This is a genomic window from Polynucleobacter necessarius (assembly GCF_900095175.1).
Lineage (GTDB): Bacteria > Pseudomonadota > Gammaproteobacteria > Burkholderiales > Burkholderiaceae > Polynucleobacter > Polynucleobacter necessarius_I.
This window is the reverse complement of the sequence record NZ_LT606946.1, coordinates 810,630-823,896: the sequence shown is the minus strand read 5'-3', so window position 1 is coordinate 823,896 and position 13,267 is coordinate 810,630. Positions and strand designations below refer to the sequence as shown.

Here is a 13,267-nt window from a genome sequence, read left to right as displayed (position 1 = left end):
CTCAAACATCACTGTTTATCAATTTCTTTTTCATTTTTTATTTTTTCCTGAAACCTTATGACAAATCACATTAGCGATCGCCTCAAAACCCTGGGTATCGATTTACCACCACCTGGACCCCCTGCTGCCGCTTATGTCATGGCAGCCACCACCGGTAATACTGTTTTTCTATCTGGCCACATTGCAAAAAAAGATGGCAAGCCCTGGGTTGGTAAGCTAGGTTTAGACATGGATACGGAGACCGGTAAAGCTGCAGCAAGATCAATTGCAATTGATTTAATTTCCACTCTACAAAATCATCTGGGCTCACTCGACAAAGTAAAGCGAATTGTGAAAGTCATGGGTCTTGTGAACTCTACCTCTGAATTTACTGAGCAGCACTTAGTTATTAATGGCTGCTCGGAATTACTCTTTGAGGTCTTTGGGGAGGCCGGTAAGCATGCCCGCAGCGCATTTGGTGTGGCGCAAATTCCTTTGGGCGCTTGCGTTGAAATCGAGTTAATCGCAGAAATCTAAGATCAAAAAAATCCCGATCACATCATGTGTCGGGATTTTTTCAATTATCAGACAGCCCATTGAGGCAAATTAACTAGTTTGCCTTGAGCTTTCCATCTTTCAGTCTTGGCTCTACGAAATGACCCTTACGAGCGCGATTACCTGCAAAAGACTTCAGAGTTTTCGCATCCAGACTTAATTCTGTTGGCTTACCTGCACGACCAGCGCCAGAATACGTAGCACCATCTGGACCAACGGCAATTGCAGAAGCAAGCTTCTCCTTGTCGTCTAAGCCCATCAAAATCACGCCTTTACCACCAGTTGGTAAACGCTTGAGCTCATCGAGTGGGAAAACTAGCAACTTAGAACTCTCGGATAAGCAGGCAACTTGCTTCATGCCAGCAGACACCTTAGCGGCTCCGAGCGGTGCATCACCGCCTGGGAGCTTGCTATCGATGCCAACGAATGACTTACCAGCCTTGTTGCGGGTAGTCATGTCTGCTACGTTTGCCAGGAATCCATTGCCAGATCGAGTTGAGATCAGCACAAGATCATCAGATTGACCGGCATAGTAGGCCATCATCTGCGATCCAGCTGCCAAGTTCACAAAGCTTGTTAATGGTGAACCATCGCCTCGAGCACCCGGTAATTCACTGACGGGAACCGTGTAGACGCGGCCATCACTACCAAAGCCTTGCATCACATCGACTGTGCGGCACTCAAATGTTCCATAGAGGGCATCACCCGCCTTAAAGCCAAACTGAGTTGCATCATGCTCATGGCCTTGGCGCACACGTACCCAACCTTTTTGAGACACGATCACGGTTACTGGCTCATCCAATACTTTAGTTTCTGCAACAGCACGCTTATCTTCCTGAATCAAGGTACGACGATCATCACCAAAATCCTTCATATCTGATTCGATTTCTTTGATGATGCGTTTGCGGAGAACGGTATCGCTCTGTAATAAACCTTCAAGATCATCACGCTCAGACTTGAGCTCTTTTAACTCTTGCTCAATCTTGATGCCTTCCAGTCTAGCCAACTGGCGCAAACGGATATCCAAAATATCTTCCGCTTGACGATCACTCAGCTTAAATTCTTTAATGAGGTCAGTCTTAGGCTCATCGCTATTGCGAATGATCTTGATGACCTTATCAATATTGAGAAGAACAATGAGGCGTCCTTCCAAAATATGCATCCGATCATTGACTTTACCCAAGCGATGCTGAGTACGCCTTGTAACAGTGCCGACTCTGAAAGAAATCCACTCAGCAATAATCTCTTTGAGACCTTTTTGACGTGGGCGACCATCAGCACCAATCATCACCAAGTTCATTGGCGCATTGGATTCCAAGGATGTATGCGCCAGCAATAAGTTGACGAACTCATTGACGTCAATATTTTTACTCTTAGGCTCAAATACCAAGCGCACAGCCGCATCTTTACTGGACTCATCACGCACACCATCAAGCACATTCAAGATGGTGGACTTGAGATTATTTTGCTCAGGAGTCAATGTCTTTTTACCAACCCTGACCTTCGGATTGGTAATCTCTTCAATCTCTTGAAGTACGCGTTGAGATGATGTGGATGGTGGCAATTCATTGACCACAATTTGCCACTGACCACGAGCCAACTCTTCAATAGACCAGCGAGCGCGTACTTTGAGACTGCCTCGCCCTGCTTCATAAATCTGCGCAATCTCTGCTGGAGAAGAAATGATTTGACCGCCGCCTGGATAGTCTGGACCAGGCATGATCTCTAATAGCTCTGAAGTACTCATCTTCGGAGACTTCATCAACGCAATGGCAGCACTAGCAACTTCACGTAAATTATGTGAAGGAATCTCTGTTGCCATGCCGACAGCAATGCCGGATGCACCATTCAAGAGAACAAAGGGTAAGCGCGCCGGTAATAACTTAGGCTCTTGGAAAGATCCATCGTAGTTCGGGGCAAAGTCTACCGTACCTTCGTCAATCTCACTGAGCAAGAGACCGGCAATTTTGATTAAACGTGCTTCGGTGTAACGCATGGCCGCTGCACCATCGCCATCACGTGAGCCAAAGTTACCTTGACCATCAATCAATGGGTAGCGTAGTGAGAAGCTCTGTGCAAGACGCACCAATGCGTCATAAGCAGATTGGTCGCCGTGGGGATGGAATTTACCCAACACATCACCAACTACACGGGCACTCTTCACTGGCTTAGCATCAGCTCGCAAACCCATCTCACTCATCGAAAACAGAATACGGCGCTGTACTGGCTTTTGACCATCCGACACATCTGGCAAGGCGCGGCCTTTAACCACGCTAATGGCGTAGTCAAGATAGGCGCGTTCTGCATATAGCGCCAGCGTTAGGCTATCTTTGTCGTCTTCATTGAGCTCAATCTTTTTTGGATCATGAGGATCTGCTGGCCCACCTGCTTGAGGAGTGATAGGCTCATCCACTTCAACGATGTTCATTTCAATCGGTTCACCTGCGAACAAGTCTGCTTGATCGTCTGAACCAGTGCCGCCTGGAGTTTTTTTAATTGCCATTAGATATCCGCCTCTACTTCGTTACCGCGCTCTTCTAACCAATCACGACGCGCCCCGGACTCGGATTTACCCATCAACATATCCATTGTTTTAATCGTTTCATCTTCTGTCCAGGTACCCAATGTCACCGGTAAGAGGCGACGGGTATCTGGATTCAAAGTGGTGTCCCATAATTGCTCAGCACTCATCTCGCCCAAACCTTTGAAGCGAGAGATTTGCCAAGCAGATTCTTTAACGCCATCCTTGCGCAATTTATCTTCAATAGCTTGAAGTTCATTTGCATCAAGCGCATAAATCTTTTGAGCTGGCTTTTTGCCACGTGCTGGTGCATCCACTCTAAACAAAGGTGGTCTTGAAATATGTACATGACCCAATTCGATTAGTTTTGGGAAGTGTTTATAGAACAAAGTCAGCAGCAATACCTGAATGTGGGCACCATCGACGTCTGCATCGGATAGGATGCAAACTTTGCCATAACGCAAATTCGATAAATCAGGGCTGTCATTAGCGCCATGAGGATCTACGCCAATCGCAACGGCAATGTCATGCACTTCGTTGTTTGCAAATAAGCGATCACGCTCTGCTTCCCAAGTATTGAGAACCTTACCGCGCAATGGCAGAATCGCTTGATACTCTTTATTACGGCCCATCTTGGCGGAGCCGCCAGCTGAATCACCCTCAACGAGGAAAATTTCATTGAGGCCAATGTCTTGACTCTCACAGTCGGTGAGTTTTCCAGGTAGCACTGCAACGCCAGAAGATTTTTTCTTCTCAACTTTTTGCCCGGCACGGGTTCGTGCCTGTGCCTGCTTAATTACTAAGTCCGCTAATTTACGACCGTAATCTACGTGCTCATTCAGCCACAGCTCGAGTGCGGATTTGGCGTAACCAGAAACTAAACGTACTGCATCTCTGGAGTTCAAGCGCTCTTTAATTTGTCCTTGAAACTGAGGATCTAATACCTTGGCGGACAAAATAAATGAGGCACGTGCAAATACATCCTCAGGCATGAGCTTCACGCCCTTTGGTTGCAATGCATGCATCTCAATAAAGCCTTTAACGGCATTAAAGAGACCTTCACGCAATCCGCTCTCATGGGTACCGCCTGCTGGAGTCGGAATTAAGTTCACATAACTCTCACGCACCGGTGGGCCATCTTCTGTCCAGGTCACAACCCAGGCAGCGCCCTCGCCTTCAGCAAAGGAATCATCATCACCATTACCAGTAGCATATTGCTCACCTTCAAATGGAGGGATCACTTCGGCGCCATGGCCTGCTTGAGTCATCGCTTCATTTAAATATCCGCGTAATCCTTGGGCATATTGCCAAGCTTGACTCTCGCCAGACTTTTCTTGAATCAGGGTAACTTTAACGCCTGGCAGCAATACTGCTTTAGAGCGCAAGAGCCGAATGAGTTCTGGCATTGGGATGGCAGCGCTATCAAAGTACTTGCCATCAGGCCATGCACGTACGCGAGTACCGTGAGATTTATCTTCTTTACCAGCAGCACTAGTTTTAAGCTTTTCGATGATCTTGCCATCAGCAAAAGTCAATGTAGAGACTTGGCCTTCACGCCATACAGTGACCTCTAGACACTTAGATAAGGCATTGGTAACGGATACACCAACACCATGCAAACCGCCCGAGAAAGCATAGGCACCACCAGTACCTTTTTCAAACTTACCGCCAGCATGAAGTTGAGTAAAAACGATTTCTACGACCGGCAACTTCTCAGTTGGATGCATACCAACGGGGATACCACGTCCATCATCTTCCACGCTCACACTGTTGTCGGTATGCAATGTCACGATGATTTGTTTACCAAATCCACCTAAAGCCTCATCAGAAGCGTTATCGAGCACCTCTTGGATGATGTGCAAAGGATTATCGGTGCGGGTGTACATTCCCGGCCGCTGACGGACGGGCTCAAGTCCTTTTAGAACCTGAATGGATGATTCGCTGTATTCGGAAGTTTTACGTGTAGCCATGCGCGGAAATTGTAATCATGTCTGAAACAAAACCTGAATTTTCATCAATTACCCCTATATTCATGCCAAAATTGGCGAATGGGAGCCTTAAGTCATATTCGCGTTTTAGACCTCAGCCGTGTGCTTGCCGGCCCGTGGTGCGCACAAAACCTCGCCGATCTTGGCGCAGATGTCATTAAAGTGGAACGCCCAGGCGTTGGAGATGACACCCGGCACTGGGGCCCTCCATTTGTGAAGGATGCCCAGAGCAATGACACCCTAGAAACAGCCTATTTCATCTGTATTAACCGCAATAAACGCTCCATTACGGTGGATATCAGCAAGCCTGAAGGTCAAGAGATCATTCGCCAACTGGCCAAAGAGTCAGATGTCGTCATTGAAAACTACAAAGTTGGCGATCTAGCCAAATACGGTCTGGACTATGAAAGCCTCAAAAAGGTCAAATCTGACCTGATTTACTGCTCAATCACTGGTTTTGGTCAAGATGGCCCGTATGCGCATCGCCCTGGTTACGACTTCATCATCCAAGGAATGGGTGGTTTTATGAGTGTTACCGGTGAAGCAGATGACTTTCCGGGCGCTAGCCCACAAAAAGCTGGGGTCGCTATTGCCGATATCTTTACCGGAATGTATGCCAGCACCGCCATCTTGGCTGCAGTTGTCCATCGAGATCAAACGGGACAGGGTCAATATATTGATATGGCTTTGCTGGATACCCAGATTGCAGTAATGGCCAATGTCTCTAGCGCCTATTTATGCTCAGAGAAAGTACCTCGCCGTTGGGGCAATGCCTCAGCCATCATCGTTCCCTACCAAACCTTCCCAACCTCTGATGGCTGGATGATTGTGGCAGTTGGTAACGATGGGCAGTTCATGCACTTTGTGACAGCGGGTGGCGAGGCTCACTTGGCTGAAAATTCACTCTACTGCAACAACCCCTTGCGAGTTGAAAATCGTAAGTCATTGATTCCATTACTAGAGGTGATGACCAGCCGCAAAACAAAGGCTGAGTGGATTGGCCTGTTAGAAGCGGCAAACGTGCCCTGTGGACCGATCAATAACTTTGAAGAAGTGTTTGATAACGAGCAAGTGAAGGCCCGTGGCGTCCAAATTGATATTCCACACCCTACAGCAGGCAATATGAAGCTGGTTGGCAGCCCAATGCGTCTATCAGAGACCCCAGTAGAAGTCCGCATGGCTCCACCCACACTGGGTCAACATACCGATGAAATCCTTCGGGAGCGTCTTGGCCTTGATACTCAGGCTATTGCCGCCTTGAAAGAACAGGGTATTACTTAAAACCAATGTCCCAGAGCACTGCTAGCCAAAAACTATCACTTAAACAAGTGCTGATTTTTGGCGGTCTCATGGCGACTTTCTCCATGGGAATCCGCCATGGATTTGGCCTCTTCAATCTACCCATCACAATGGAAAATGGCTGGGGCCGTGAGACCTTCGCCCTAACTATTGCGTTGCAGAATTTGATTTGGGGTGCATTTCAACCGATTACTGGCGCATTAGCTGATCGTTATGGCGCTCTCAAAATCATGGTGGCTGGTGGCGGGCTGTATGCACTCGGTTTGGCTGGCATGGCCATCTCCACAGATGCGTTGAATTTTTCACTAGCCGGTGGATTACTCATTGGTCTTGCGCAAACTGCAACGACCTATAGCGTGGTTTATGAAATCTTAGGTCGCAACGTTGCTGCAGAAAAAAGAGTGTGGGCAGTGGGCATTGCAGCAGCAGGATCATTTGGACAGTTCCTCATGATTCCGGTGGAGCAAGGATTACTCAGCAGCTTTGGCGCTAATGATGCACTACTCATGTTGGCGCTGATGGCCAGCCTCATGATTCCAATTGCATTTATGTTGCGTGAACCCAAAGTGATTAATCAGCATCAAGGCAATGATCAAACTATCAAGCAAGCCTTAAAGGAAGTAATTCGCAATCCGAGTTTCAAGTTGCTGACTTTAGGATATTTTGTGTGCGGATTTCAGGTGGTATTTATCGCCGTTCATTTAGCGCCCTACCTCAAAGATTTATCCAAGATTTATCCCGATGTTGGTGCACCTGCAGTTGCAACGACTGCGCTAGCTTTAATTGGGCTATTTAATATCTTTGGCACGTATAGCGCCGGAATACTGGGACAACGCTTTCCGAAGCGCTACCTCCTATCAGGCCAGGCATCTACATCAGCCGATCCCTTGCGATTATGGCCTTTATTTGGTTACCTTTTAGCCCCACCTCCACCTACATCTTTGCAGCAATCATGGGCTTTCTGTGGCTCTCCACCATCCCCTTAACCAATGCCATCGTGGCGCAGATCTTTGGCGTCAAATACCTTTCGATGCTCTCAGGTCTCGTGTTCTTCTCCCATCAATTAGACAGTTTTTGTGGGGCATTTCTCGGTGGGTACTTATTTGATCGCACCGGCTCATACCTGATTGTTTGGAACATTGCTATCGCATTAGGTGTCTTTGCGTTCTTGGTCAACCTTCCGGTAAAAGAACGTGCGCTGGAACGCACATCACTCGCGTAAGAGTTCATGCAGAAAAAATTTCACCTCCCGCAATGGCTCTTATATTTTTTTGCAGTCATTACTTTGGGCATGATTTTTGTCGCCTACTTTGCCCCCGACATGATGGTAGCAATCACGAATTCAGTATAGGCAATGTGTGGCTGGTAATCAGTGGATAATGTTTTGCGCATAACATCTTTTTCAAAAAATAGTTTTTTATTTTTATTCTCGCCGTAGCACAATGGATAGTGCACATGCCTCCTAAGCGTGGGATACAGGTTCGATTCCTGTCGGCGGGACCACTGCAAAATAAAAAACTTATCCACAGGCTTTGTGGATAAATACCCAAAAGTTTTCGTAAGCCATAGATTTGTATAGAGTGACCTAGCTTGCCTAAATTATGAGCATTCATTTCTGACAAAAGAATAAATAAAGATCTGTTGACAATTCAAATTCATTTATGGATTTTTAGACTACTTTTTTCAGTATTTTTAATTTCTCTTACACTGAGGGCTATGCACAAGCCCACCCATATGCTCGCCACCAGCACTATCGCCGCCTTGGAGGAGATGCTCCAAAATGCAGTAAGATCTGCTCCACCGGATTTCTTACCTATCCATTTTTTAGGGGGCAGCTCGGCAGGACAGCTAATTGGGCACCTTAACCCTGAATTCATACCCTATTTACAAGAATCTTTGGCTAAAAACCCCATCCCTCACATTGAAATGGGCCATGATCGCCTCACGATTCGCCATGAAAGACCCTTGGTACTGTCCCAGAGCCTAGCGAAATTGGCCGATCGGATGCACCAAGGTGGGTTTATTCCTGGTTGGCGACATGAGGATTTCGCCTGGATTGACCAGAATGGGCATGACTACTTCCGTTTAGAGCGCTCTGCTTTCCGTACTTTTGGCTTTCGGAGCATGGCAACGCACATTAATGGCTTCACCAAGGCGGGCAATCTTTGGCTTGGCCGCCGTAGCGAAACGAAGCCTACTGACCCGGGTCGCCTCGACAATCTTGCCGCAGGCGGCATTGGTGCTGATGAAACCCCTTGGGTTAATGCGCGCAGGGAGCTATGGGAAGAAGCGGGTGTGCCACCCCAGATTTCTGATCAGATAGAGCCAGTTGGCAGGATTCATATGCGTCGCCCCATTCCAGGGTGTGGTTTTCATGATGAGCAGCTCTATGTCTATGACTTGGAGCTTGCGGATAACTTTGCACCCATCAATCATGACGGCGAAGTCAGTGGTTTTATTGAAATCTCGCTTTCAGAGGCTGCTGCACGCATTTTGGCTGATGAATTCACTAGCGATGCCGCCTTTGTGACGGCAGATTTCATTTTGCGCAACACCAAACCAGCTTAGATTCCCAACCCTGGACTGGTCTTCTGTTCGCCACTTGATTTTGGTCACCCAGCTTGGTGTGATTTCGTGGTTAAATTAGCCCTAAGGATGAAACAGGGGTGCCCTCTGAGAGATTTTTACTACGAGGCGCTGAGAAAGACCCTATAACCCGATCCAGGTAATGCTGGCGTGGGGAGTTTTCCATCAGACCGTCACCCGGTTTCGTCCATCTAATTACAGTCAGGAGATGGACATGAGTGATACCAAAAATAAATCTAAACAAGAAATTCCAAGCTTAAAAAGCTTAGAGCGTGACTTCGGCCAAAAGTTTGCCTATCCCGCTTCCACTAAAACCTATTTAGAGGGCTCACGTCCAGATATCAAAGCACCGATTCGCATGATTGAGCGGTTATCAACACGCGTAGGTGAAGAGATGGTTCCCAATCCACCTGTTCCTGTTTACGACACATCAGGCCCTTACAGCGACCCCGAGATTGTGATTAATCTTGAGAAGGATTTGCCTTTATTGCGTAAGAACTGGATTGAAGAACGTGGTGACACAGTGCAATTGGCTGGACCAAGTTCTGAGTACGGCGTTGCCCGCGCTCAAGATGCAGCAACTCAAAATTTACGTTTTGCTCATATCAATCCTCCGCGAGTTGCACGTGCTGGCCAAAACGTCAGTCAAATGCATTACGCTCGCAAAGGCATCGTGACCCCTGAAATGGAATACGTTGCTTTACGCGAGTCTATGGGTCTAGAGCAATTACGCAAGAATCCTGAGTACAAACAACTGCTCAAGCAACATCCTGGCAAGAGCTATGGCGCCAATTTGCCTGACATTGTTACTGGTGAGTTTGTGCGCTCCGAGATCGCTGCTGGTCGCGCAATCATCCCAGCCAATATCAATCATCCAGAACTAGAGCCTATGATTATTGGTCGAAACTTCCGCGTGAAGATTAACGGCAACCTCGGTAACTCTGCTGTGACCTCCTCAATTAATGAGGAAGTAGAAAAAATGGTGTGGTCAATCCGTTGGGGCGCAGACACCATCATGGATCTGTCTACTGGTAAACATATTCATGAAACCCGTGAGTGGATTATTCGTAACTCACCCGTTCCGATTGGCACTGTTCCTATTTATCAAGCGCTTGATAAAACTGGCGGCATTGCAGAAGATCTCACCTGGGAAATGTTCCGCGATACTTTAGTTGAGCAAGCTGAGCAAGGTGTGGACTATTTCACCATTCATGCTGGCGTATTGCTGCGTTATGTTCCATTAACCGCTGACCGTATTACTGGCATCGTATCTCGTGGTGGCTCCATCATGGCGAAGTGGTGCTTAGCTCACCATAAAGAAAATTTCCTCTATACGAAGTTTGATGAGATTTGCGAAATCATGAAAGCCTATGACGTCTCATTTAGCTTGGGCGATGGTTTGCGTCCTGGCTGTATTGCGGATTCCAATGATGCTGCGCAGTTTGGTGAACTCCATACCCTTGGTGAATTGACTGCCAAAACTTGGAAGCATGATGTTCAAATCATGATTGAAGGCCCTGGTCATGTTCCAATGCAGCGCATTGAAGAAAACATGACCGAGGAATTAAAGCACTGCTTAGAAGCACCCTTCTATACCCTGGGACCATTGATTACTGATATCGCTCCTGGCTATGATCACATCACCAGCGGTATTGGTGCTGCGCAAATTGGTTGGTACGGTACAGCGATGCTGTGCTATGTCACACCAAAAGAGCATTTAGGTTTGCCAGATAAGGAAGATGTCCGTACCGGCATCATCACCTATAAGATTGCCGCTCATGGTGCAGACTTAGCTAAAGGCTTGCCAGGTGCTCAAGTACGCGATAACGCTTTATCTAAAGCGCGCTTTGAGTCCCGTTGGGAAGATCAATTTAATCTCGGCCTAGATCCAGAGCGTGCCCGTGAATACCACGACGCTACCTTGCCTGCTGAAGGTGCCAAGATTGCCCACTTCTGCTCCATGTGCGGACCGAAGTTCTGTTCGATGAAGGTCACTCAAGAAGTGCGTGATTACGCAGCTACATTGGATGCTGATGGCAATCCGAAAGTAAAAGTGATTCCGATTACTGCAGAAGCCTCAGCCGATCCACAAAAAGGTATGGAAGAGATGTCAGCAGAGTTTCGTAAGCGCGGTAGCGAGATTTATCAGTAAGTGACTATGGCATTCTCAAACGGCAAATACGCCATCGTTGGCGCCGGCCTTATGGGTCGGTTGCTAGCGGTCGCACTTGCTAAGCGTGGTGCTCGTGTAGAGCTGTTTGAGAAAGGCACTTCAGATGCTGCGAATTCAGCGGCACGTATTGCTGCTGCTATGTTGGCCCCACTCGCAGAATCTGCTATCACCGAAGATAACGTCGTGCGTATGGGCATTCATAGTCTGCCGCGGTGGAAGCACATTATTGATGAGCTTGCTAAACCTGTTTTTTTTCAACAAGATGGCACCCTCATCCTGTGGCACCGCCAAGATGCCAGTGATGCAGAACGCTTTGCCTCCCATTTGGAGCGCAATTCCGCTCACAACGAGGCGCTTGCTAAGCCAATTCAACTGGATAGCTAACCTCTTGCAGAAATTGAGCCTGGTGTTGCTGAGCGCTTTACTCAAGGCCTCTATCTTCCTAATGAAGGACGGCTAGATAACCGTCAGCTTCTAGAAGCTTTATTGGTTGAACTCACTCTCATGAAGGTGCCTTGTCACTGGAATCAATCTACCGACCCAGAGCAACTTCGTAAACTAGAGAATGGTTTTGATTGGATAATTGATTGTCGTGGTCCTGGTGCCAAAGATGCTGCCAAGAATTTGCGCGGCGTACGTGGTGAAGTCATTCGCCTACATGCACCTGAGGTCAAACTGCGTCGCCCTACTCGTCTAATCCATCCACGTTACCCAATTTACATTGCACCCAAAGAAGATGATGTCTATGTCGTTGGTGCAACAGAAATCGAATCCGAGGATTTATCTCCCATGAGTGTCCGCTCAGCCATGGAATTACTCAGTGCGGTCTACACCGTTCACAGTGGATTTGCCGAAGCACGTATTTTGGAGATGGCAACGCAGTGTCGCCCTACACTCAAGGATAATTTGCCGGAGATATCCCTTCATCACAAACTAGATCAATCCAATCTCATGATGATCAATGGACTCTATCGTCATGGCTTCATGATCTCACCAGCTATTTTAGATTGCGCATTAGAAGTGTTGAGTTCAGGATCAAGTCCTACTGCCATGAAGCTCGGCTTAGGGCTAACCGGTTCGATTCCTCAGGAGCTCAGCACATGCGCATAATGGTGAATCAAGTTGCCAAAGAGGTTCCGGATAACAGCGCAATTGATGATGTACTAGTCATGATTGATGCGCAACCCCCATTTGCTGTTGCGATCAATTATGAATTTGTTCCCAAGACTAGGCATGCCGAAGAAGTATTGCGTGAAGGCGATGAAATGGAAGTGATTTCCCCCGTGACTGGTGGCTAATCCAGCGACGAATATAGAAAAACAGATAAAAGTACTTGATTAAGATGGCAGCTCCTTTACCGAATCCTTTAAATACTGCAGACCCATTGGTGCTGTATGGGGAGACCTTTGCTAGTCGCTTATTAATGGGGACATCACGCTATCCTTCTCCACAAGTTTTAGAGAATGCGGTAAAGCAATCTAATCCTGGAATGATTACGGTAAGTCTACGCAGACAAGGCACCTCGACAACTGAAGCACATTCTGGATTTTGGGATCTCTTAAAGAAAATGGCTGTACCAGTTTTACCCAATACTGCAGGTTGTCATAGCCCCAAAGAAGTCATCGCTACCGCTCAAATGGCGCGCGAAGTATTTGAAACGAACTGGATTAAGTTGGAACTCATCGGTGATGACTACACACTGCAGCCAGATACCTTGCGTCTAGTCTCTACTGCAGAATCCTTAATTAAGGATGGCTTTAAGGTCTTACCTTACTGCACTGAAGATCTCATTCTGTGCCAGCGTTTAGTCGATGTCGGATGCCAGGCGGTGATGCCTTGGGCTGCACCCATCGGGACAGGTCAAGGCCCATTAAATCCTTACGCATTAAAACTCTTACGAGACCGTTTGAAAGTGCCCCTTCTAGTGGATGCGGGCTTAGGTCTACCCTCTCATGCCTGCACTGTGATGGAATGGGGTTTTGATGGGGTTTTGCTCAATACCGCTGTTGCGCTAGCTGATGATCCAGTTGCAATGGCTAAAGCATTTGCAATGTCAGTCGATGCTGGTCGTACCGCCTACCTCTCCGGTGCCATGAAAGCCCAGCAGTCAGCCCAGGCCAGTACGCCATTGGTTGGCACACCCTTCTGGCATCAAAGTTAAAGACC

Annotated in this window: 8 protein-coding genes, 1 tRNA gene, 2 pseudogenes and 1 riboswitch; of the genes and pseudogenes, 9 read left to right on the top strand and 2 right to left on the bottom strand. The window is 47.5% G+C overall.

Annotation, left to right across the window (positions count from 1 at the left end):
• Nucleotides 1–57 precede the first annotated feature (57 nt).
• A complete protein-coding gene (locus DXE44_RS04280) occupies nucleotides 58–516 on the top strand; it encodes a RidA family protein (protein ID WP_114652901.1) in 459 nt (152 codons plus the stop codon).
• 73 nt (nucleotides 517–589) lie between these two features.
• Here DXE44_RS04280 and parC read toward each other — a convergent pair whose 3' ends face one another.
• Entirely contained in the window at nucleotides 590–2,962 is a 2,373-nt protein-coding gene (gene parC / locus DXE44_RS04275; protein ID WP_231970665.1) for a DNA topoisomerase IV subunit A, read from the bottom strand.
• 74 nt (nucleotides 2,963–3,036) lie between these two features.
• On the bottom strand, nucleotides 3,037–5,025 hold the full coding sequence (locus DXE44_RS04270; RefSeq protein WP_114652899.1) for a DNA topoisomerase IV subunit B: 1,989 nt from the start codon (nucleotides 5,023–5,025) through the stop codon (nucleotides 3,037–3,039).
• Between the two features lie 78 nt (nucleotides 5,026–5,103).
• Between DXE44_RS04270 and DXE44_RS04265 the strand changes: the two genes are divergently transcribed.
• From DXE44_RS04265 to DXE44_RS04230, 8 genes and pseudogenes are all read left to right on the top strand, one after another.
• Nucleotides 5,104–6,324 (top strand): CaiB/BaiF CoA transferase family protein, encoded by a 1,221-nt coding sequence (locus tag DXE44_RS04265; protein WP_114652897.1) that lies wholly within the window; start codon nucleotides 5,104–5,106, stop codon nucleotides 6,322–6,324.
• Between the two features lie 5 nt (nucleotides 6,325–6,329).
• Nucleotides 6,330–7,564, top strand: a pseudogene (locus DXE44_RS04260) (MFS transporter).
• A 206-nt stretch (nucleotides 7,565–7,770) separates the two neighbouring features.
• Nucleotides 7,771–7,845, top strand: a tRNA-Arg gene (locus DXE44_RS04255).
• Between the two features lie 213 nt (nucleotides 7,846–8,058).
• Entirely contained in the window at nucleotides 8,059–8,910 is an 852-nt protein-coding gene (locus tag DXE44_RS04250) for an NUDIX hydrolase (RefSeq protein ID WP_231970570.1), read from the top strand.
• Between the two features lie 84 nt (nucleotides 8,911–8,994).
• Nucleotides 8,995–9,102, top strand: a riboswitch (TPP riboswitch).
• 34 nt (nucleotides 9,103–9,136) lie between these two features.
• Nucleotides 9,137–11,080 (top strand): phosphomethylpyrimidine synthase ThiC, encoded by a 1,944-nt coding sequence (gene thiC, locus DXE44_RS04245; RefSeq protein WP_415065157.1) that lies wholly within the window; start codon nucleotides 9,137–9,139, stop codon nucleotides 11,078–11,080.
• A 6-nt stretch (nucleotides 11,081–11,086) separates the two neighbouring features.
• Nucleotides 11,087–12,211 (top strand): annotated as a pseudogene (locus DXE44_RS04240) (FAD-dependent oxidoreductase).
• The gene (gene thiS, locus DXE44_RS04235; RefSeq protein ID WP_114652895.1) at nucleotides 12,202–12,399 is read left to right on the top strand and encodes a sulfur carrier protein ThiS; all 198 of its coding nucleotides are present in this window, start codon (nucleotides 12,202–12,204) and stop codon (nucleotides 12,397–12,399) included. The pseudogene DXE44_RS04240 and the gene thiS overlap by 10 nt, the downstream one beginning before the upstream one ends.
• Before the next feature lie 44 nt (nucleotides 12,400–12,443).
• On the top strand, nucleotides 12,444–13,262 hold the full coding sequence (locus DXE44_RS04230) for a thiazole synthase (RefSeq protein ID WP_114652893.1): 819 nt from the start codon (nucleotides 12,444–12,446) through the stop codon (nucleotides 13,260–13,262).
• Nucleotides 13,263–13,267 lie beyond the last annotated feature (5 nt).

Excerpts from the sequence above, each read along its gene's own strand:
- DXE44_RS04250 (WP_231970570.1), top strand. The coding sequence starts at position 8,059 with ATGCACAAGCCCACCCATATGCTCGCCACCAGCACTATCGCCGCCTTG.
- thiS (WP_114652895.1), top strand. The coding sequence starts at position 12,202 with ATGCGCATAATGGTGAATCAAGTTGCCAAAGAGGTTCCGGATAACAGC.
- DXE44_RS04230 (WP_114652893.1), top strand. The coding sequence starts at position 12,444 with ATGGCAGCTCCTTTACCGAATCCTTTAAATACTGCAGACCCATTGGTG.
- parC (WP_231970665.1), bottom strand. The coding sequence starts at position 2,962 with ATGAACATCGTTGAAGTGGATGAGCCTATCACTCCTCAAGCAGGTGGG.
- DXE44_RS04265 (WP_114652897.1), top strand. The coding sequence starts at position 5,104 with ATGGGAGCCTTAAGTCATATTCGCGTTTTAGACCTCAGCCGTGTGCTT.
- thiC (WP_415065157.1), top strand. The coding sequence starts at position 9,137 with ATGGACATGAGTGATACCAAAAATAAATCTAAACAAGAAATTCCAAGC.
- DXE44_RS04280 (WP_114652901.1), top strand. The coding sequence starts at position 58 with ATGACAAATCACATTAGCGATCGCCTCAAAACCCTGGGTATCGATTTA.
- DXE44_RS04270 (WP_114652899.1), bottom strand. The coding sequence starts at position 5,025 with ATGGCTACACGTAAAACTTCCGAATACAGCGAATCATCCATTCAGGTT.